Below are 20,861 nucleotides of genomic sequence, written 5' to 3' on the forward strand. Positions count from 1 at the left end.
CTCGTGACGACTGGCAAGGTGACCGTGACCAGGCGGCCGGTGTGGGTGTGGCCGCTCGCGCTGCTGATGATCGTGGTCGCCGCCGCCCCCCTGGTGCTCCACTGGCTGGGCAACGCCGACGACCAGCGCCTGGTCGATCTGGACGTTTACCGTACCGGTGGCGAGATGGTCCTGTCCGGACGGCCCGTCTACGACTTCGCCACGCCCGCGCCGCAGCTGCTGCCCTTCACCTATCCGCCCGTCGCGGCCCTGCTCGCCACACTGCTGGCGGCGATGTCGTGGCCGGTGGCGCAGTGGGTGTGGACGATAGGGATCTTCGTCACGCTGGCGGTCACGGTGGGGTACGGCTTCCGCGAGGTGCTCGCCCGGATCGACCGCCCGGGAGCCGCGGGGACCCGTCCGGGAGCCGCCGGGGCCCGTCCGGGAGCAGCCCGGACGGTGCCGCGCGCGGTCTGGATGCCGCTGGCGTTCGCGTTCCTGACGGTCATGTGCACCTACCTGATGCCGATCAGGGACCAGGTGCGCTTCGGCCAGGTGGACATCCTGCTGGTCTCCCTCTGTCTGGCCGACTGCGTGGCCCGGCGGCCGGTGTGGCCGCGCGGCATGCTGATCGGGCTGGCCACGGCGGTCAAGCTCACCCCCGGGGTCTTCCTGATCTATCTCCTCATCACCGGATTCGGCCCGGGCGCGCGGGAGGAGCAGCGCCGGACCTTCTTCATGGCCGTCTTCACGGCCGCCCTGCTGACCCTGCTGCCGTTCCTGGTGATCCCGGCCGACGCCGCCGATTTCTGGTTCCGCGCGCTGCTCGACCCCGAACGGCTCGGCGCCAACGCCGCGACCACCAACCAGTCGATGCGCGGCATGCTCATCCGGCTCTACCTGCCCGAGACGCTGACGAGCGCGATCTGGCTGGTCCTGGTGGCGGCCGTCGGCTGGTACGGCTTCCGCCAGGCCCGCCGGTCCCTGCTCGGCGGTGACGCGGTGACCGCGTTCGCCCTGGTCGGGCTCATGGCCTCGCTGCTCTCCCCGGTGACCTGGATCCACCACCTGGCCTGGGTGGTCGTGGTGCTCGGGGCGATCGTGGGCGACGGGAGCGATCCGGTGCGGGTCCGGGTGGCGGCCGGGGTGTGGCTCTACTACGTGGTCCCGATCCCCTGGTGGGGAGTGGCGATCAAAGCGGCTGAGGTCCCGGTGCTCAGCCCCGTGGTGGGCAAGATCGTGCAGAACGCGTTCGGTCTCGGCGCGGTGGGGCTGGTGTGGCTGCTGAGCGTCTGGCTGCCGCGACGGCACGCGGTGTTCCAGTCGGGCCAGGCCGGCCAGGCCGGGACCTCCCGGGTCGCGGTCTCCTGAGCGACGATCCTCTTGGGGCTTTTCGGAAACCTTGGGGGATTTTTCGGACAACGAGTGTTCAGTTCTCCGCACACTTCCGGACAGCCGACGGATAACCTGGGGGTATGCCGAAACTCGCCTATCTGGGACCGGAAGGCACCTTCGCCGAAGAGGCCCTGCGGATCCTGGCGCCGCACGCCGAGCGCCTGCCGAGCGCGAACGTCAGCGCGGCGCTCGACGCCGCCCGGCGAGGCGAGGCCGACGGTGCCGTCGTCCCGCTGGAGAACTCGCTCGAAGGCGGCATCACCACGACCCTCGACGAGCTCGCCTGGGGCGATCCGCTGCTGATCACGGCGGAGGTGCTGCTGCCCGTCGAGTTCTCGCTGCTGGTCCGTCCGGGCACCGAGTCCGGTGACATCAAGCGGATCTTCTCCCACCCGGCGGCCCTCACCCAGTGCCGCGGTTTCATCGCCCGCGAGCTGCCCGACGCGGTGGCCGTCGCCGGCCCGTCGACCGCCGGGGCGGCACAGGAGGTCGCCCTGCCCAGCTCGCCGTACGACGCGGCCATCGCCGCGCGCATCGCCGGGGAGCACTACGGCCTGGTCGAGCTGGCCTCGGGCATCGGTGACCGATCCGACACGGTGACCCGGTTCGTCCACGTGACCAGGCCCGCCCCGCCGCCCGAGCCCACCGGCGCCGACCGGACCTCCCTGGTGGTCTTCCTCTCCGACGACCACCCGGGCGCGCTGCTGGAGATGCTGACGGAGTTCGCGGTGCGCGGGGTCAACCTGACCCGCATCGAGTCGCGGCCCACCGGTGACGGCATCGGCCGCTACTTCTTCCACTTCGACTTCGAGGGCCACGTGGCCGAGGCCCGTGTCGGCGAGGCGATCTCCGGCCTCCACCGGGTCTGCGCCGATGTGCGCTTCCTCGGCAGCTATCCGCGCGCGGACAGGCTGTCGCCGCAGATCAAGCGGGGTACTGCCGACCCCGACTTCGCCGAGGCCGCCGGGTGGCTGGCCAGGATCAGGAACGGCCAGATCTGACCGCCGGGGCTGCCTGGAGTCCGCCGGGGCTGCCTGGAGTCCGCCGGGGCTGCCTGGAGTCTCGCGGGCCCTCAACCTGAGGGCGTCGCGGTGACGGGCGTGGTCTTCCGGCCTGGGGGTGTTGTGGTGGCGAGCGTGGCCTATGGCCTGCGAGTGCTGTGGCGAGGGCTGCGGCCACTCCGGTGGGGCGTATATCCACGCGGGCGCACGCCGTACCTCGGTAGCCTATGTCTGTGATTGACCTGCGTACCCTTCGTGAGGATCCCGACCGGCTACGGGCGTCGCAGCGTGCCCGCGGTGAAGACGACGCCGTCGTCGATACGCTGCTCGACCTGGATGAGCGGCGTCGCTCCGCGCTGAGCTCCTTCGAGTCCCTGCGCGCCGAGCAGAAGACCATGGGCAAGTCGGTGTCGAAGGCCTCCGGGGAGGAGAAGACGGCGCTGCTCGAGCGCGCCAAGGATCTCGCCACGCAGGTCAAGGCGCTGGAGGCGGAGGCCGAGAAGCTGGCCGCCGAGCTCGACGCGGTCCTGCAGACGGTGCCCAACCTCGTGGAGGAGGAGGCTCCGCACGGCGGTGAGGACGACTACGTCGTGCTGGAGGAGGTCGGCGGGAGGCCGTCCTTCGACTTCGAGCCGAAGGACCACCTGGAGCTGGGTGAGCTGCTCGGCGCGATCGACATGGAGCGCGGGGCGAAGGTCTCGGGCTCGCGGTTCTTCTTCCTCAAGGGCGTCGGCGCCCGGCTCCAGCTCGGCCTGCTCAACATGGCGATGCAGCAGGCGATCGAGGCCGGGTTCATCCCGATGATCACGCCCGTCCTGGTGAAGCCCGAGGCGATGCAGGGCACCGGTTTCCACATCGCCCACGACAAGGAGATCTACCGCCTCCCCGAGGACGACCTCTACCTGGTCGGCACCTCGGAGGTGCCGCTGGCGGCCTACCACGCCGACGAGATCCTCGACGGGGCCGCGCTCCCGCTGCGCTACGGGGGCTGGTCGTCGTGCTTCCGCCGAGAGGCCGGATCGTACGGCAAGGACACGCGCGGCATCATCCGGGTCCACCAGTTCGACAAGGTGGAGATGTTCTCCTACTGCCGTCCCGAGGACGCGCACGAGGAGCACCTGCGCCTGCTCGCCTGGGAGAAGGAGATGCTGGCCAAGGTCGAGCTCCCCTACCGCGTCATCGACGTGGCGGCGGGAGACCTCGGCACCTCGGCCGCGCGCAAGTACGACTGCGAGGCGTGGATCCCCACCCAGGGCCGCTACCGGGAGGTCACCTCGACCTCCAACTGCACCGACTTCCAGGCCCGCCGCCTGGCCGTCCGCTACCGCGACTCCGGGGGCAAGCCCCAGCACGTCGCCACGCTGAACGGCACCCTGGCCACCACCCGCTGGATCGTCGCCATCCTGGAGAACCACCAGCGGGCCGACGGCTCGGTCGTGGTGCCCGAGGCCCTGCGCCCCTACGTCGGCCTCGACGTCCTGGAGCCGGTCAAGTAACCCGTCCGTCCCCGCGGAAGGGCCCGGCGAAGCGCCGGGTCCTTCCGCAGAGCCTGCGGTTCCTCCGGGAGGACCCCGCCGCTCAGACCGGAGCCTCCCCAGGCCGGTCCTCCCTCTTCCTCCGTGTCTCCGCGGCCCATCGGCCGATCAGCGCCGACACCGCCGTACCTGTGATCGCGATGCCCCAGGCAACCGTCACCGCCACTCTGTAGCGGTCGGGAACACCCGAGATCCAGCCGGTGAAGACGGTCCATATCCCCCCGGTGACGGCTGCCGCCATGATGATCAGCAAGGACCATGTCCGGGCGGACAGGCGCGCCGGGAGCGCCGCGGCGATCGCCGAGGCCCAGCTCAGCGCCGCACAGACGAGTCCCGCGAACAGGAACAGGGGAAGCAGCAGGTCGTCGCGGACCAGGTCCATGGTGGCGAGGAGGAGACCGGCCGAGGCGAGCAGGTAGGCGGCCCACGCGGAGCCGCTCCCGTCGAGGGTGTCGCGACGGGCCGCGGCGACCCCGATCAGGAAGGCGAACAGGCCGGCGAAGAACCCCAGGACGTACTCCGCGGTCAGATCGACGTCCGCCGCGTGAAGCGGGTACGCCGCATCGGCGGAGAAGCCCTCCGGGGAGAAACCGAGCCGCCGCCAGGTGCCGTCCGCGTCTCGTACGGCGATGCCGTCCTCGCCGTTCGCTGCGACCACGACATGCCCACCGGGTACCGGATGCACCGCGACGGCCTGGGAACCCCGCCACGGTCCCGGCCACCCGCCCCGGTCCTCCGCCTCGACACGTTCGAGGAGCTCCTGACGTCCCTCTGAGACCCCCCACGCGGTGTCCCAGGTCTTCCCGCCGTCATGGGACTCGTCCACCGCCAGGCGGGGTGGGACGACGCGGTAGCAGTGGCTCGGGTGGCCGGGGACGCAGCTCAGCGTCACCGGGGTAGGCCAGGGGGAGAGCACGGGAGCCGGGACCGCGCTCGGGGTGGAGGACGGTGTGGTCGTCGCGCCCGGCGCCGGAGTGGGCGCCGGGGGTCTGGACCAGGTCCGGCCACCGTCTCGGGAGGTGATGACGTCGGAGTCGTAGGGGCCGCCGACGAGAACAGTGATCACCTCGCCGTCGGTGATGACGTTGACCGCGCTGGGAGGGGGCGGCACCGCGGAGGTGGCGGTCACCGCGATCAGGGCGACGGGGATGATGATCATGGTGCGGGCCTGCCGTACGGCCTGCTCGGTGCGGGAGCGGCACCAGATGAGCCAGGCGAGGCCGAGGGCGGGCAGGGCCAGCAGGTCGGTGGGGTCGGCCAGGACCCGGGACGGACCGGCCAGCAGGGTCCAGGCCTGGGAGGCCAGGGCGGCGCCGGTCTCGGTGGTTTTGACCAGGGTGAAACCGACACCGATGAGGATGACGGCGGCCGGGGCGGGCACGCGTATCAGGGCCAGCAGGGGCGGGGCCACCATCAGCCCGGCGAGGTCGCTGAGCTTGCCGGTGATCGGGCCGGGCCACAGGCCCTTGAGCAGGTGGTCGTTGATCAGCAGCAGGATCGTGGCCGTGACGGTCGCGGGATGAGCGAGCCAGGCCGACGCCGAACCGGGCGGATGCCTCATGCCATGCCTCATGCCATGCCTCATGCCATGCCTCATGCCAAGGTGGACAGCGCGCCAGACGGCCGGGTTCGGCCAGCGCCGCCCTTGTGATGGAGTTGTGTCCGGTACGGCGCGCTCCTCCGGCTCCCCGAGCCCCCGAGTCCCGAATCCCGAGCCCCTGAGCCCCCGCACCGCCATGCCGCCGCGGTGCCGTGCCGGGGACGGGCGTTCCGGGGCGGGCGTGCCGGTGGCGGCCGGCACGGAAAAGCACGAGGGCGGAGTTCGCGTGAAGCGAACTCCGCCCTCGTGGATCTAGTGAATCGGTGAATCTAAGGTCTATGCGTCAGATGCCGCGGACCTGCGAGGCCTGCGGGCCCTTCTGACCCTGCGTGATCTCGAACTCGACCCGCTGGCCGTCTTCGAGGCTGCGGTAACCGCTGCCGACGATCTCGGAGAAGTGCACGAACACGTCCGGCGCACCGCCGTCCGGCGCGATGAAGCCGAAGCCCTTTTCAGCGTTGAACCACTTGACGGTTCCCTGAGCCATTAAAGCTCTCCCTCAGGATTTGAAGCTAGGGATTCACACCTCGTGAACCCCCGTGTGTCGTACAGCGGGGCCCCGGGTGGCTCAGATCTCATGCTCTTGGTCATGCTCTGCTCTGTTCATGCACTACGGGATCAGCTAATACAACGCCATCACATCTAACACTATCTGGCCCACACATGTTCCCTCGATCAGGAAGATTCCTCCCCTAGCTGATCCTGAGACTGGCGCGGCGGGGATCACAGTGCACACTGGAACCTGTTATGGGAAGTCCCCGGCTCGTCGCCACAGACCTCGACGGTACCGCCCTGCGCTCGGACGGAACCGTGTCACCCCGCACCGCGGCAGCGTTCGCCCGTGTGGAGAACGCGGGCGCCACGCTGGTCTTCGTCACCGGACGCCCGCCACGGTGGATGCACACCGTCGCGGGAGCCGTACACCATCGGGGGCTGGCCATATGTGCCAACGGCGCCCTCGTATACGACCTGCACAGTGAACAGATCGTGAAATCTGACCTCATCCAGCCCGACGTGCTGGAAGAGGTGGTGCGGCGACTGCGGGAGAAAGTCCCCGATCTCTCCTTCTCAGTGGAATATGAAGGAGGATTTGCCCACGAATCGGACTTTCGTCTTGGTGGTTGGGACCGGAAGGCGGTCGGCGGGCTCCGCGTCGGCACGTCCACCCTCATCTCGCGGCCGTGCGCCAAGCTCCTGGCCCTGCATCCCCGGATGGACCCCGACATCCTCCAGGCCACGGTGTGCGGTGTGGTGGGGGACCTGGTCGTGCCCACGCACTCCAGCGGGCGGGCGCTGATCGAGATGAGCGCGTACGGTGTCACGAAGGCGTCGGCTCTCGCCGAGCTCGCCGACACTTATGAGATCACCCCTGCCGAGGTGGTGGCCTTCGGCGACATGCCGAACGACCTGCCGATGCTGCGCTGGGCCGGGACCTCCTACGCGGTCGCCAACGCCCACCCCGAGGTGCTGGCGGCGGTCCACCGCGTGACCGCGGCCAACGACGACGATGGGGTCGCCCGGATCCTGGAAGAACTCTTCTGAGGGATCGGCTGAGACGTCGCTGGGGACCCGGCTGGGAGGTCGCTGGGATCCCGCTGGGAGGTCGCTGGAGACGCGCTCCGGGCTGCCTCTGAGTCCCGGACCGGACCCGGGACTCAGAGGGTTTTCCGGAGAACCTGGTGACGAAGGCTCCGCGAAGACCTCGCGAAGGCCCAGGGAGTCTCAGTGAGACTCAGTGAAGGTTCACAGGTAGGGCCCGGAGCTCGCCTGGTGGTGGCCTTCCTGCTGCAGGGAGACGCCACCGGGCAGTGCCCTGCGCATGTTCTCAAGTTGGGCGCGGGCGGCCATCTGCTGCGCGAACAACGTGGTCTGTATCCCGTGGAACAACCCCTCCAGCCAGCCCACCAGCTGCGCGTGGGCCACCCGGAGCTCCGCCTCGCTCGGCGGGGTGCCGTTGTCCTCCTCGGTGAAAGGCAACGACAGGCGCTCCAGCTCCTCCACCAGTTCGGGTGCCAAGCCGTCCTCCAGCTCCTTGATGGAGCTCTGGTGAATCTCCTTGAGCCGCTTGCGGCTGGCCTCGTCCAGGGGAGCCGCGCGGACCTCCTCGAGGAGCTGGCGGATCATGCTGCCGATCCGCATCACCTTGGCAGGCTGCTCGACCAGGTCGGTGATCGACCGCTCGTCGTTCTCCTGCTCGGGCTGGACGCCCGCGGGGCCCACGACCACGATGTGCGGGGTGTTCTCCTCAGCGTTCATGGCCTCAACCTACTAACTGTTCCCCCATGGCGGGGTAGTCCAGGGCCGGGCATGTCTTTCCAGTTTCCGGCCCGGCCGTCACGGAGCCCTTCCGAGGGTGCCCGCCGGGTACGCGTTACGCGCGTCAGATGGCCGTGTGCGCGTCAGATGGCCGTGCGCGCGTCAGATGGCCGTGTGCGCGTCACATGGCCGTGCGCACGTCAGGTGGTCGTCAGCAGGACCTTCCCGACGTGCTCTCCGGCCTCGACGATCCGGTGCGCCCGCGCCGCGTCGCTCATCGGCACCCGTGCGTGCACCACCGGGCGAATCACACCCGCGTCCACCAGGGGCCAGACGTCCTGCACCACACTGCGCACGATGGCGCCCTTCTCGTCGACCGGCCGCGCCCGCAGCGTGGTGCCGTGCACCGAGGCACGCTTGACGAGCAGCGCCCCCAGATCCAGCTCGCCCTTCGTGCCGCCCTGCATGCCGATCACCACGAGTCGCCCGCCGGTCTTGAGGGCTTTCACGTTCTGTGCGAGATATTTACCGCCGATGATGTCGAGGATCACATCGGCCTCGACCCGCTCGGAGAAGTCCTCCGTACGGTAGTCGATCCCCTCGTCCGCGCCGAGCTCCAGGCACCGGGCGATCTTCTCGGCCGATCCCGCGGTGACGACGACACGCGAGCCGAACGCCTTGGCGAGTTGGATGGCCAGCGTGCCGATGCCGCTGGCACCGCCGTGGACGAGCAACGTCTCACCCTTGCGCAGGCGCGCGGTCATGAACACGTTGGACCAGACCGTGCAGGCCACCTCGGGCAGCCCGGCCGCCTCCACCAGGTCCACCCGGTCGGGAACCCGCATGACCTGCTGCCAGGGCACGGCCACCCGCTCGGCGTACCCGCCGCCGGCCAGCAGCGCGCACACCCGGTCACCCGGGCTGAACCCCACGACGTCCGCACCGACCTCGCTGACGACCCCGGAGCACTCCAGGCCCGGGTACGGCGAGGCGCCGGGAGGCGGGTCGTAGAAGCCCTGCCGCTGGAGGAGGTCGGCCCGATTGACCGCCGAGGCGGTAACGTTGATGATGATTTCGCCCTGTTCGGGTCGAGGGTCCGGAACCTCCTGCCACGAGAGGACCTCGGGCCCGCCGGGCTTGTCGATCATGATGGCGTGCATACGGCTCACGCTATCGGGGAACCCAACTCGGTGGTTGCCTGCATTGAAGAGAACACGGGACGTTAATCTTCAATGTGTTTGCTGCCCCTTTAGCCCATCCCGAGGGGGAACACGGTGGCAAGACACGATCGTGAGGAATCTCTCGAGGAACAGCTCGCTTGGCTCGACGCCATCAAGGAGCAGGAGGAGGCACCCGCCGTCGCGGTGACCGTCGCCGCCACCACGGCGGACGACACCGTCGTTTCACCATATCCGCAGGATCCGTGGAGTCTGGTGCCCACGGAGGCCGACACGACCTCCTCGCCGCTGCTCCGCGCGGCCGCAGGCCCGGAGCATGACATCGCGGACTCGTCCGTCGCCGTCACCGACCCGGCGGAAAGCCGGGCGGAGGCCGCCGACGCCTCCGAGTGGGCGGAGGCCGCGGAGGCCGTGAGCTCCTTCACGCTGCCTCCCTCGCCCCCGCCCTCGCCCTCGCCCGAGGAGAACGACGGGTTCCTGGCCCCGCTCAAGCCCCTGCCCCGCGAGGAGCCCGGCTCTGCCTTCGGGCCCGACTCCGGTTTCGGGTCGGGTTTCGGGTCTGACTCCGCCTTCGGCTCCGGCCCCGGCTCCGCCTTCGGGTCTGACACCGGCTTCGGCTCCGGCGACACCGGAAACCACACGCCGGGCGACTCCACCGCCGCGGATCGCGAACAGTCCCGCGGCATGTTCGAGGAGCCGCAGCGCGCCGACGGGCCGTCCGGGTCCTACACGCTCCCCTCGGTCCAGCCGCTCGCCCCCGCCGCGGAGGGTTCCGGCACCACGAGCGTCGACCCGGGCGCCGGGCAGCCGGCCGCGGAGAGCGCCGCGCCGGAGGCCGACCGCTTCAGCCGGGGCGACACCGATCCCGGATACGGCTTCCGCCGCGGTGACACCGACCCGGGCCACTTCGCCCAGGCTCAGCGCCTCACCGAGCCTGCGCAGGACAGGGACCACTTCGCACCGAAGACCGCCGAGCCGGCCCGGTCCACGGAGTCCTCCTGGTCCGAGGCTCCCAGTTCCTTCCGGGCTCCCGAGTCCTTCGGGAGCGACCGGCCGGGTCCCGCCGGACCGTCCGCTGAGCGTCCCGTGCCGGGCGCGCCCGGCCCCGACCCGGCCGACACCGGTGAGACCAGGGTCTACGCCCGGGACCGGAACGCGGAACCCGCACACGACGGGCAGGGGGCCTTCGCCGTACAGGGGGAGACTGCCTCTTCCATGACCGGTTTCTCTGCGACCGGCTCCTCCGTAACAGGTTCCTCCGCGGCCGGTTCCTCCGGGACCGGTCCCTTCGCGACCGCCCGGGACACCGCCCGCCATGACACGTCCGACCTGGACATATCCGAGCCCGACCTGTACCGGCCGCGCCGTCGCCAGTCCCCCTTCGGTTCCTCGTCCCGGCAGGACACCGTCTCCCCCCGGCCGTCGGCTGACAGCCTGGACCCCGAATCGCTGCTCCGGGGTCGCCGGAGCGGCCCCTCCGGCGGCTGGCGAAAGCTGATCTACAGGGCATCGGCAGGGCTGATCAAGCCGGGGGAGTCCCCCGAGGTCCGCCGCCGCCAGGAGCTCCTGAGCAGGGCGCGCACCCCCGTCGCCAGCGGTCACCACCGCGTCGCCGTACTCAGCCTGAAGGGCGGCGTCGGCAAGACCACCACCACGGTGGGCCTGGGCGCCACCCTCGCCCAGATCCGCGGCGACCGGGTGATCGCCGTCGACGCGAACCCCGACCGCGGCACCCTGTCGGACAAGGTCGAGCTGGAGACCTCCGCCACCGTCCGCGACCTGCTGAACGAGCGCGGCCAGATCAAGCGCTACGTCGACATCCGGGCGTTCACCTCCCAGGCCCCCTCCCGCCTGGAGATCCTGGCCTCCGACCGGGACCCCTCGGTGTCCGAGGCCTTCAGCGCCGCCGACTACCAGACGGTCGCCCAGGTCCTGGAGAACTTCTACTCGATCTGCATCACCGACTGCGGCACCGGCCTGCTCCACTCGGCCATGTCCGGCGTCCTCGGCCTGGCCGACCAGCTCGTCCTGGTCAGCTCGCCGTCCGTGGACGGCGCCAGGGCCGCCTCGGCGACCCTGGACTGGCTGGAGGCCCACCACTACGAGGATCTCGTCCGATCCGCCACGGTGGTGCTGTGCAGTGTCCGCCCCCGGTCGAAGTCCACCATCGACCTCGACAAGCTGGAAGCCCACTTCGCCGCCCGCTGCCGCTCCGTCATCCGCGTCCCCTACGATCCCCACCTCGAAGAGGGCGCCGAGATCGACCTCGACCGCCTCCAGCCCGCCACCCGTGACTCCTACCTCCGCCTGGCCGCCTCGGTGGGCGACGGCTTCGCACCCTCGCACCCCTGAGCCGAGCCGGTACGGCGGGCGCCTCGCGGATGGTGAGACGAGGCTCCTGCCGTACCGGGGCATGAGAGACTAAGGTGCAATCTGACGCGTCTCACGGGACGCGTCACCAGGAGAGCTCGCCTAGTGGACGATGGCGGCGGTCTTGAAAACCGCTAGGGGCTTTGCGGCTCCTCGTGGGTTCGAATCCCACGCTCTCCGCTGACCAGGGAAAACACCGAAAGAAGGTCTCGGTGATGATCACCGAGACCTTCCGATGGGAACAAGATGGGAACATCCCGTCAGGGTCGTGCTTTCCGGGAGCCCTTCCGGTCCGGGATAAGGGCCACCACCTTCTCGGCCGCATCGTCCAGGACGGCACGGCGAACGTGCTGGTAGAGATCCCTGGTGATCGTCGTCGTGGAGTGCCCGAGCTGTACCGAGACGACCTTCACGTCCAGCCCTGCCTCCAGGCCGAGTGACGCCGCCGTGTGCCGCGCCTCGTGCAGCTTGATCACCGGGAGACCGGCGTCCTTCGCGATCTGCTTGAACCGCTCGGTCACCCGGTCCGGCGGCAGCGGGCGGCCGTCCGGCCGCGGGAAGACGAGGTCGTTGTCCTCGTAGCCCCCGCCGGCCGCGAACTTCTCCCGCCGCTGGGCCGTATGGTGCGCCTTCAGCAGTTTCACCGTGCCCGTGTCCAGGGAGACGACCCGATTGCCGGCCTTCGACTTCGGGGTGTCGATGACGATCCGCCCGCCGAGCTGCAACACGGTCTGCATAATCCGGGCGTGCCCGGTGTCCATGTCGACGTCGCTCCACCGCAGACCGCACGCCTCGCCGCGACGCAGGCCGCGGAGCAGGACGATGCGGTACAGCAGACCGAGTGGGTCGTGCTCGGCTGCCTCCATGAACATGCCGACCTGTTCGGGGGACCAGACCCGGGCCGGATCGCGCTCCTCCGCCGGAAGCTCCACGCCCAGGCACGGGTTGAACTCGACCATGCGCCGCTTGACCGCCCAGTTGAAGGCATTGCGCAGGGTCGCGAAGACCCGGTGCTGAGTCGCGATTCCGATCACCTTGTGCCGCTCGCGCACGTCCCCGGGCAGGTGCGGAGAACGCTTCTCCGCGGCGGCCGCGCGGATCTCGGCGTTCCACTCCTCGATCGTGTCGAACATCCCGTCGACGTGGGCCGCCCTGAGACGGTCGCGGGGGATCTCGCCGAGCTGGGGGACGAGGTAGTGGTCCAGATGCTGCCGCCAGCCGCGCCGGGTGGACTCCTTCGTCCCTCGCTTGGAGGCGTACCAGTCCTCCAGCAGCTCGCCAACGGTGCCAGCCGAGGCGGCCAGGTCCACGCCGAGCTTCAGCTTGCGCCGCACCTCCTCGACGTCGGGTAACTCCTGGCCGCGCTTGGTCGCGAAGATGAGGTCACCGATCTTCCGGCGCATCACGTCGTCGTCCCGTGCGAGCTTGACGAGGTCCTGCACATGGTCGAATGCCTTCTCCGCAGCGCCCTTCGTCGTGAAGCCGAACCGCTTGAGCTGCCGCGCTCGCCGGTCAGTGGTGTCGAGCCGGGTCGTGAAGCCGTGCGTGCCGTGTCGCTGTTTGGTGAGCTCCGGGCACCCGGAGTCAAGAGGCTTCTTTGTTTCAGGGTCCTTACAGCCGCAGCGTTTAGAGAAGGACGCCTTCACTTATTGCCTCCTTTGTGTATGGAGTGCTTATAAATCAGTGACCTGTGAATGAGGAACCTACTAAGCGTCCTCTCGTTCGGTGTCGGGTACATCGAATCCCATTAGCCGAAGGGCGTTATTTACTGCTCTCCTTCCTTTGCTTGTTGAGACCGATCCGCTCGTAGGCCAGATCTCGGTTATAAGACTCTTTGCGATTCCGATCGATACATCCATTCGCATGACGATATCGGCTGCTTCTCGGATGCTCACTCCTTCGGGAAGGCTGTCCGGCTTAACCGTAAGAATGATGTGGGCCATCCCTGGAATCTGGGGAGCTTCGATGACTGTGGTATCGACAATGTCTCCGCTCTTGATTAGCTCCTGAACATCCGGCTTTAGCCTTCTGAAGGCCATTGATGCTTCCGTGGGCTCAAGCAATACCTTCTTTAGAAGGTTGCGAAGCTCGGCCATCTCGAGCCTGACTACATCCGCTTCAGCCTTCGCGAGAGAAAGCTCTTTCTGCATGTCTAGTGCTCGTAGCTCTGCCTGGGAACGCATCGAGGTGGAGAGCTCAAGCTTGTTCCTTAGCCTATGAATCTCCCCCTGCAGTCTAGAGAGGATGGGAGACCTGTACTCCTCATGAATGCTGGGAAGGCGTTCGTATCTCTTTAATTCGGCTCTTTCTCGGAGCTCAAGTGATAGAGCTTCTGCGTGAGAGATAGGGTCAGCCGCATCTTCGGCTGTCTCGTTCGGGTTTACCTCTTCGGGATTAGGATTTAGAGGCGTGGCGATTGCATCGCTTGATGTGAAGGAGGGCGGAATGGTGGTGTAGGAGCGAGCGGCTTGGGGGTTAGTAAATTTGTCTCGAAGATCTACTATGTCGAGTTTTTCCTCGCTGTGGCCCCTAATGTCTGGATGTTGTTCGTCTATCTCCTCTTCGCGGAGTTCTAAGGGGTGATCGTCTTCTGTGCGAGAAGGAGTAGTGACGGCCTTACGTGCGCCTTCTTCGAGATCAAGGAAAATCTTGAGTATGACATCGTCGACGGGATGTCCGGGACGCAGTTTCGGAGATATAAACCTATTTAAGGCGGTCGCGAGCACTTCTTTCACAGGGCCTGGAACCCTGCGACCGTCGAAGGAGGCTACGAATCTCATATACAGATCAGCCACTTGACGGCCGAGATCACTGTCTTCCTGATGAATCTCGGCGATGATGTCGATCAAGCGTCCTGCGATGGCTACATCAACTAGCTCTCGAAGCCTGGGGGAATGATCGCCCCGTGTTGTGCTCGCCTTCAAGCCAAGAGCTGTAAGGACGGAGTAGAGGGTGCGTGACCCCGGCGTTCCGTTACCTCCCTCCAGGGAGACCAGGGTTCCCCGAGAGATGCCGGCCACGAGGGCGACGTTGCGCTGTGAACTACCCGCAGCCTCTCGGCGCCTTCGGATGCGCTCCCCCAGTGGCAACGACGCCCACTCTTCGTACTCGCGGGCGACCATGAGCAGTCCTTCCTTCGCTATGACGAGATTGAACCTTGGATGTTCAACAGTGTCCAACTCTAGTTCGGTGAAGTCAACGCCACGAAACTTTGTCCTATATCACACATCCATCATAATTGGAAGAAGTTCAGGCGCCACAGGCTCATCTGTTGTCTCTTCTGTGACTTAAGGCAGGGATGGGAGGGTTGGATGGGGTGTGTCGGAGCTGGGTGCGCCCGCCGTTCCCTGATCATTGGTGTATGGTCTGAACGTACCCTTGGTGAGCAAAATTAGGGGATGAACGAAAAACCCCGCTCGGCGTTGGCGCGTCGAGCGGGGCGTAGGACAACTCGAACCCTAGGTTCCGGCGAAGAAACTGCAGGTCAGGAGTGTGCCCAAGTGCATAAGCCTAGCAAGGCGAGGACGATCTCTCCCTCGGGGGGTGAGGTTGCTCTCTCCCCCCAGGCCAAGTCTCAGGTCGAGATGCTGATCCGTGAAGGGCGGCGTTACCTCGACGGGGAGGCTCTGGCCGCGTGGTACGGCGTCAGCCGCGCGACCGTCGCCTGGTGGCGCCACACCGGTTACGGCCCGCTCGGTGTCCGGTGCGGCCGCCATGTGCGCTACCCCATCGAGAACGTCATCGCGTTCGACGAGCAGCTCCGTGCGCAGGCGGAGGCCGAGCGATGACGGACATCATCCCCGTGAAGCTCTCCGTGGGAGAGCTGTACACCTGCATCGAGAGCGGCTCGATCGAGATCTTCTTCCGTCCGGCCGTCGAAGCGCTCGGCCTCGCCGTCGAGACCCAGGTCCGCAAGCTTAAGAGCAGGTCATGGGCCTGGACTACCCAGAGGGTAGCGCAGCTCCCCGGTGACACCCAGGCCCGGATCCACCGTGTCGTGGACCGCAAGACGCTCACCATGTGGCTGGCGACGATCAACGAGAACCTCGTCCCCGAGGGGAAGCGCGAGCAGCTCGTCACCTTCCAGAAGGAGGCGGCCGACGCTCTCGACCGCTACTGGCACCAGGGCGGCGCGATCAACCACCGCGCCACCGCCGAGCAGCTCGACGAGCTCGACCGGACGGTTCGCCGGGCCCTCGACCAGGCCGCGGTGCTGTCCGCCCTCCGCGGCATCGTAGACGAGGCGTGGCTGGACGCCCGGGGTCGTCACGTCGCCGCTGTCGCGCTCGGCATGGAGCCCGACATCAACCTCGGCAACCGGCCGCTGACCGTAGGCGAGTACCTGGAGTCCCGGGGCCTGACCGGTACCCAGCTCCGCTCCCTCTCGCCCAGCTTCGGCAAGCGGGTCAAGGCGCTCTACCGGCAGAAGTACGGCACCGAGCCGCCCAAGGTCGACCGGTTCGTCGACGGCGCCCTGCGTCCCGTCGCGGCCTACACCGAGGCCCACCGCGACCTGTTCGACCAGGCGTGGCTGGCTCTCCTGAACACCCGCTAATCCGCTCCTCACCTGCCCGGCGTCCTGAATGGACGCCGGGCAGTCGCCGTATCCGCAAACAGAGCTTCGAAAGAGCGGGGGGACCCCGTGAACTGCGGCAAGGACGCCGAGCACGACGACTGGCCGACTCCGGTCGGCTGGCATGTCCAGAACACCACGACCAAGAAACACGACCGCCCCCACTGCGAGTCCGCGACCGGGGCGGTCGTCTGTATCTGCACCATCACGGCGGCGGACCTCTGGAGGAGAGACCGATGAACACGGGCTTCGCGCTGGTGCTCCAGCGCCTCTACGAGGTCACCGGCTACTCTCCGCGTGGTTCGGCCGCGCAGAAGAACGCCCGGTGTCCCGCCCACGATGACCGCCAGCCCTCGCTGACGGTCGGGGTGAAGCAGGACGGCGTCGTCGTCATGAACTGTCACGGCGGGCCGAAGTGCCCCACCAAGGACATCATGGCCGCGCTCAACCTGCCCATGTCCGCCCTGTGGCCTACCGAGCTGCAGAAGCACAGCAGCAACGACGACCGGTGGATGCCCTGCGGCCACGACAAGGTCGCCGAGTACCTCTACCGCGACCAGGACGGCACGGTCCTGTACGGCGTCGCCCGCTGCGAGAAGAAGGGCCAGGGGTGCCAGGGCTTCCGGCAGTGGCGCCCCGACCCGTCCAAGCGGTCCGGGCGTCGGTGGAGCCTCCAGGGTGACGACGGAAATCTCGCCGTCAAGCTCGTCCCGTACCGGCTGCCGGAGGTCCTGGCGGCTGTGCGGGAGGAGCGGGTCGTGATGATCTGCGAGGGCGAGAAGGACGTCGAAGCCCTCCGCGCCCGCCCGCTCATCACCGCGACGTGCAACCCGATGGGCGCGGGGAAGTGGCGGCCCGAGTTCAGGCAGTACTTCCACGGCGCAGACGTCTCCATCGTCGCCGACCGGGACGAGCCCGGTCGCCGGCACGCGGAGACGGTTGTGGCCAGCCTCATGCCCGTAGCCCGCTCCATCTATGTCGTCCAGGCCGCCCACGGCAAAGACGCCTCCGACCACCTCTCCGCGGGCGGAACGACCGGCGACTTCATCGAGGTCTGGGTCCCCAAGCCCTATGAGTACGAGGAGCACAACGGGTGACGGTCTCCCTGAGTGAACCTGCTTGGGTCGCCGACGTCGAGAAGGACGATGCCAAGGGGCCCAGTTCGTCGCTCGCAGAACGTCCCTGGCCGACCTTGGGCGAAGCGGCGTTCCACGGCCTTCCCGGGAGGATTGTCAAGGAGATCGACCCCCACACGGAAGCCGACCCTGCGGCCATGCTCTTCACGCTGTACTCGGCGGCCGGGGCACTGATCGGTCGGAAGCCTCACATGTACGCAGGGGGCGAGGAACACGGTACTCGCATCTGGCCGATCATCATCGGAGCGACGGCGGGAGGGATGAAAGGCACCTCGTGGGCGGAGATCCGTCGGGTGATTCGCTTCGCCGACGAAGAGTTCTGCAAGACCAAGATCATGGGAGGTCTGTCCTCCGCCGAGGGCCTGATCGTTCAGATCCGTGACCCGTCCGGAGACCCACACGACGACGATTTCGATGAGGGCGTACAGGACAAGCGACTGCTGATCGTCGAGTCGGAATTCGCAACCGTCCTCGCCCAGGGCAAGCGGGAGGGCAATACCCTCCTGCCCCGGCTCAGGGAAGCCTGGGACGGCAGCACGCTGAGGACCATGACGATTCGTCCGCGGATCGCCACGGACCCGCACGTCGTGATCATCGGTCACATCACTCCTACCGAGCTCCGGAAGAAGCTGTCCGAGGCCGAGCGGGCGGGGGGAACCATGAACCGGTTCCTTCCTGTGATGTCTCGCCGGTCCAAGCGGCTCCCGGATGGCGGAGACCTCGCCGATGCCACACTCAAGGGACTGGGAGTCGAACTCCATCAGGTTGTCCAGCAGGCGTCCAAGGTCGGGAAGATGACCCGCACCCTGGAAGCCGCGAAGTACTGGCAGGAGCTCTACGTTCGACTGACTGCCGACCACGCCGGAGATGGCGCTGTCGCTCAGGTCGTCGCCCGTGCCGCCCCCCAGGTACTGCGGCTGTCGGCCACGGCTGCGCTTCTCGACGGATGCCGCCAGATCGATGTCGTTCACCTGAAGGTGGCGGAGGCCATGTGGTCCTACGTCGAGGACTCCGCCTGGTACGTCTTCGGCTCCGGGTCCGGCAACCAGGACCTCGACCGGCTCAGGACGTTCGTGGATGTCGCTGGCGAGAAGGGCGCGTCCCGCACGGATGTCAACACCGTGTGCTTCGGCGGGAACCGTAAGAAGGTCGAACTCGATGCTTTGTGGGCCGCGCTGCTGGAACTCGGTGACTACGAAGAGTTCATGATCCCGACTGCCGGACGGCCTTCCAAGGGGCTGCGACGAAAGAAGGGTAAGTAAACGGACTATGCCTGCGACCAGGCAGAACTTGCTACCCCTTCTTTCGTGTCCACGGAAGAAGGGCCGGTCGCGATCAGTGCTCTGCCCTGCTTCTTTCGTTACTTCGTCTTTCTTCGTAGGCGAGGCATGGCAAACAGAGCCGCCTTGTCGCCGCTTGCGGAGAGTGACAGAGCATGGCCGATATATCCAAGGGCTACGAAGAGGTGCCGTGTACGTCTGATTGCGGGACAGGCAGCATTCCGCGTCCGGATCGGCAAGCTCAGCCCGGGTTCCTGATTCCCAAGGTCGGTCCACTGCGGCCACGGCTACGACGGACCAACCCCATCCGGCAACACAATCTCAAGGGGAGATCGGTGACCATCACTGACCTGATCTACACGGCGCTCAACGAGCTCAGAGACGCGCTGCCCTACCTGCGTGAGGCCCTTGTCCCGGGTACCACGCGGCGGTGGGCCCAGCGCGATCTCACCCCCGAACAGCAAGCTCGTCAGGACGCGCTCGCGATCGTCGAACGCGAGGACAAGATCGTCAATCTCGCCCAGGGCGTTAGGGCCCTCGGGGACGGTAGAGCACCACTCCAGATTGACGTACTCGACACCGCGATGGACATCGGCACCGCCACGATGGAACTCGAAGCCGCGGTGTGCGACCGACTCGACCTCACCCCCCTGGCCGGAGCCACGACCGCCGGGAGGATCACCCGCCTGATCAGGCTGCTCGACCGCATCGCCCTACACGACACGCTGGCCGAGCATGTCCATGACGAGGCCGTGCGGCTGGCCCGGCGAGCGGCCCGAGCCATCGGCGACACCGAGGACGTCCGCCGACTGAACGCCAGATGTCTCGTCTGCGATGGCAAGAGCCTGCGCGCGTTCATGGATCGAGAGGTCGTCGTCTGCGTCAACGAGAGCTGCCGATGCACCGACGAGGAGTGCGGCTGCCATAGTGATCAACCTCGGCGTCACTGCTGGTCCTTCTCCCAGTGGCCCTGGCTTGCCTCGGCGCTGGCCGGAAAGACCGAGGTCGCGTCATGACCCAGGACCTCTGGACGGCCGAGGAGGCCGCTGCCGAAGTGGGCGTCGAAGTCGCCACCATCTACAACTGGGTGCGCCGTGGCTACCTCACGCACGCGGGCACACGCGGACGGCGCAAGCTGTTCCGCCTCGCCGATGTGTTCGCCTGCGAGAAGAACCGGAAGCGCAAGCATCGCAGGAGGTCGTTGGGCTGACCTCGATCCGGTAATCGCATGCGCGTGGACATCGGTGTGGCCCTGAAGGTCCCTACGGCGCTCCGGCTCCGGCGAAGTACAGCTCCGTCGGAGCCGGAGTTCGTTCGTTTGTTAGTTACAAGCACGGGCTATCAAACTCTGCCGACGAAACCCGCACTCATAACCGATCCAAGGTGCCCAGATGCTGCGAACCCGCCAAAATATCTGATATCTTTCGAACTGACAGACTAAATGCCTATGGCATACCTGTCGCTGTAGCCCGGCCGTCGCGCCGGGCTTTCGTATTTCCAGAGCAGGATCCTGCGAGTTCGCCGCCCGGATCCTTGTCTGTGCTCGGGTCTCCGGCTTCATGAGGGACGTCATCGGTGAGTCGCAACCGGCATCGGTCGGGTCGCCCATACCTCCGGGCCCGACGGCAGATGTTCGCCATGTTCGGAGATCTCTGCCACCTGTGCGGGCACTACGGAGCACGCGAGGCCGACCACCTGGTCCCCATCGCTGTCGACGTCGACCAGCCTGTCGACCCGTACGGTATGCGGCCGGCGCACGGCTCCAGCTCGCCCTGTCAGGTGTGCGGCCGCAAGTGCAACCAGGAACGCGGCACGGGCGCGATCACGGCACCATTACGTACCTCGCAGGACTGGTGAGGGAAGGAATGATTATCGGTGTGGATCTCTTCGGTCAAGGTGTCAGGAGTTCAACAGCGACGCTGATCGGGATGGACGTGAGCGCGCCGAGAGCGAAGAACAGCCACTGCTTCCGCGACTCGGCGCGGATCGTGGCTTTTGTCTCGCCAACGAGGATCTGCCGGATCTTCTCGGCCTGCTCCTGATTGACCTCCAGGAGCCGCTGCTGCTCCTCGGCTTGGGCGAGGAGCTCTTCCCGGGCGACCTGCTGAGCGTCGAGATCGCGACGCAGGTCGTCCATGAGCTTGGCTGCCTCAGCGAATGCAGTGTTGACCGCGTTGATGCGGCGACGGAGTGCTTCGCCAGGGTCTTCTTCCGCGCGGTTCATGCGTTCCCTCTCCCGGCGAGCTGCCATGAAGAACGCGCCTATGAGGGCGAACCACGCCGCAGCGGCGAGCGGGATGAGCCATATCCATAAGTTCGTAGGCACGAGCTCGGCAAGGAGATTGACGCCGATCCCAATGATCACAACGATGGTGAGCATGGCTGCCGTCACCACAACGGCAGGGAATCCGACCTGTGGCTCTCGCGGAGACATTCGTCCATTCCATCGCGGCGATAAGGGAGCCGGTAGGTCCGTGATCGGATTGCGATCCACTGCTACATCACCACGAGTTGCGCAGTGGAGCTGCATACAAGATCACCACTAGAGAAAATGATCT

Annotated in this window: 19 protein-coding genes and 1 tRNA gene; 13 read left to right on the forward strand and 7 right to left on the reverse strand. The window is 67.2% G+C overall.

Annotated features, from left to right (window positions below):
* Window positions 1-3: 3 nt before the first annotated feature.
* The 3 genes from IEZ08_RS25915 to serS all read left to right on the forward strand — a co-directional run bounded on the left by IEZ08_RS25915 (window position 4) and on the right by serS (window position 3,871).
* Window positions 4-1,350: a glycosyltransferase 87 family protein gene (locus IEZ08_RS25915; protein WP_203863490.1), complete on the forward strand. Its 1,347-nt coding sequence runs from the start codon at window positions 4-6 to the stop codon at window positions 1,348-1,350.
* 104 nt (window positions 1,351-1,454) lie between these two features.
* Window positions 1,455-2,375: a prephenate dehydratase gene (pheA, locus tag IEZ08_RS25920; RefSeq protein WP_068920508.1), complete on the forward strand. Its 921-nt coding sequence runs from the start codon at window positions 1,455-1,457 to the stop codon at window positions 2,373-2,375.
* Window positions 2,376-2,608: 233 nt separating this feature from the next.
* Window positions 2,609-3,871 carry a serine--tRNA ligase gene (gene serS, locus IEZ08_RS25925; protein WP_068928275.1) on the forward strand — a complete coding sequence of 421 codons (1,263 nt, stop codon included), beginning with the start codon at window positions 2,609-2,611 and terminating at the stop codon, window positions 3,869-3,871.
* A gap of 82 nt (window positions 3,872-3,953) precedes the next feature.
* Here serS and IEZ08_RS25930 read toward each other — a convergent pair whose 3' ends face one another.
* Complete coding sequence (locus IEZ08_RS25930; protein ID WP_189243152.1) at window positions 3,954-5,471, reverse strand: hypothetical protein; 1,518 nt, start codon at window positions 5,469-5,471, stop codon at window positions 3,954-3,956.
* A gap of 322 nt (window positions 5,472-5,793) precedes the next feature.
* Window positions 5,794-5,997 carry a cold-shock protein gene (locus IEZ08_RS25935; protein WP_068920510.1) on the reverse strand — a complete coding sequence of 68 codons (204 nt, stop codon included), beginning with the start codon at window positions 5,995-5,997 and terminating at the stop codon, window positions 5,794-5,796.
* Between the two features lie 260 nt (window positions 5,998-6,257).
* Between IEZ08_RS25935 and IEZ08_RS25940 the strand changes: the two genes are divergently transcribed.
* Entirely contained in the window at window positions 6,258-7,052 is a 795-nt protein-coding gene (locus IEZ08_RS25940) for an HAD family hydrolase (RefSeq protein ID WP_068920511.1), read from the forward strand.
* Window positions 7,053-7,253: 201 nt separating this feature from the next.
* Here the strand turns inward: IEZ08_RS25940 and IEZ08_RS25945 are convergent, their stop codons facing one another.
* A complete protein-coding gene (locus IEZ08_RS25945; protein WP_068920512.1) occupies window positions 7,254-7,766 on the reverse strand; it encodes a bacterial proteasome activator family protein in 513 nt (170 codons plus the stop codon).
* A 200-nt stretch (window positions 7,767-7,966) separates the two neighbouring features.
* Window positions 7,967-8,926, reverse strand: coding sequence for an NAD(P)H-quinone oxidoreductase (locus tag IEZ08_RS25950; RefSeq protein ID WP_189243153.1), 960 nt, complete (start codon window positions 8,924-8,926; stop codon window positions 7,967-7,969).
* Between the two features lie 114 nt (window positions 8,927-9,040).
* Between IEZ08_RS25950 and IEZ08_RS39800 the strand changes: the two genes are divergently transcribed.
* Window positions 9,041-11,296: a nucleotide-binding protein gene (locus IEZ08_RS39800; RefSeq protein WP_229803497.1), complete on the forward strand. Its 2,256-nt coding sequence runs from the start codon at window positions 9,041-9,043 to the stop codon at window positions 11,294-11,296.
* Window positions 11,297-11,405: 109 nt separating this feature from the next.
* Window positions 11,406-11,494 (forward strand) — tRNA-Ser (locus IEZ08_RS25960).
* Window positions 11,495-11,574: 80 nt separating this feature from the next.
* Here IEZ08_RS25960 and IEZ08_RS25965 read toward each other — a convergent pair.
* Together IEZ08_RS25965 and IEZ08_RS25970 are read right to left on the reverse strand one after the other, a co-directional pair.
* A complete protein-coding gene (locus IEZ08_RS25965) occupies window positions 11,575-12,960 on the reverse strand; it encodes a tyrosine-type recombinase/integrase (RefSeq protein WP_189243154.1) in 1,386 nt (461 codons plus the stop codon).
* Between the two features lie 60 nt (window positions 12,961-13,020).
* Entirely contained in the window at window positions 13,021-14,493 is a 1,473-nt protein-coding gene (locus IEZ08_RS25970) for a helix-turn-helix domain-containing protein (protein WP_189243155.1), read from the reverse strand.
* Between the two features lie 405 nt (window positions 14,494-14,898).
* On the opposite strand from IEZ08_RS25970, the gene IEZ08_RS25975 reads away from it, so the two are divergent.
* The 7 genes from IEZ08_RS25975 to IEZ08_RS26005 all read left to right on the forward strand — a co-directional run bounded on the left by IEZ08_RS25975 (window position 14,899) and on the right by IEZ08_RS26005 (window position 20,160).
* The gene (locus tag IEZ08_RS25975) at window positions 14,899-15,102 is read left to right on the forward strand and encodes a helix-turn-helix transcriptional regulator (RefSeq protein ID WP_189243156.1); all 204 of its coding nucleotides are present in this window, start codon (window positions 14,899-14,901) and stop codon (window positions 15,100-15,102) included.
* On the forward strand, window positions 15,099-15,869 hold the full coding sequence (locus tag IEZ08_RS25980; RefSeq protein WP_189243157.1) for a phage antirepressor N-terminal domain-containing protein: 771 nt from the start codon (window positions 15,099-15,101) through the stop codon (window positions 15,867-15,869). The genes IEZ08_RS25975 and IEZ08_RS25980 overlap by 4 nt, the downstream gene beginning before the upstream one ends.
* 254 nt (window positions 15,870-16,123) lie before the next feature.
* Window positions 16,124-16,984: a hypothetical protein gene (locus tag IEZ08_RS25985; protein WP_189243158.1), complete on the forward strand. Its 861-nt coding sequence runs from the start codon at window positions 16,124-16,126 to the stop codon at window positions 16,982-16,984.
* A complete protein-coding gene (locus tag IEZ08_RS25990; RefSeq protein WP_189243159.1) occupies window positions 16,981-18,285 on the forward strand; it encodes a YfjI family protein in 1,305 nt (434 codons plus the stop codon). Before IEZ08_RS25985 ends, IEZ08_RS25990 begins: the two co-directional genes overlap by 4 nt.
* A 353-nt stretch (window positions 18,286-18,638) precedes the next feature.
* Window positions 18,639-19,319 (forward strand): hypothetical protein, encoded by a 681-nt coding sequence (locus IEZ08_RS25995; RefSeq protein ID WP_189243160.1) that lies wholly within the window; start codon window positions 18,639-18,641, stop codon window positions 19,317-19,319.
* Window positions 19,316-19,513: a helix-turn-helix domain-containing protein gene (locus tag IEZ08_RS26000; RefSeq protein ID WP_189243161.1), complete on the forward strand. Its 198-nt coding sequence runs from the start codon at window positions 19,316-19,318 to the stop codon at window positions 19,511-19,513. The genes IEZ08_RS25995 and IEZ08_RS26000 overlap by 4 nt, the downstream gene beginning before the upstream one ends.
* Window positions 19,514-19,941: 428 nt before the next feature.
* Complete coding sequence (locus tag IEZ08_RS26005) at window positions 19,942-20,160, forward strand: hypothetical protein (protein WP_203863491.1); 219 nt, start codon at window positions 19,942-19,944, stop codon at window positions 20,158-20,160.
* A gap of 34 nt (window positions 20,161-20,194) precedes the next feature.
* On the opposite strand, the gene IEZ08_RS26010 is transcribed toward IEZ08_RS26005, so the two are convergent.
* The gene (locus IEZ08_RS26010) at window positions 20,195-20,683 is read right to left on the reverse strand and encodes a hypothetical protein (RefSeq protein ID WP_189243163.1); all 489 of its coding nucleotides are present in this window, start codon (window positions 20,681-20,683) and stop codon (window positions 20,195-20,197) included.
* Window positions 20,684-20,861 lie beyond the last annotated feature (178 nt).

This window comes from Planobispora rosea (genome assembly GCF_014648175.1).
Taxonomy (GTDB): Bacteria; Actinomycetota; Actinomycetes; order Streptosporangiales; family Streptosporangiaceae; genus Planobispora; species Planobispora rosea.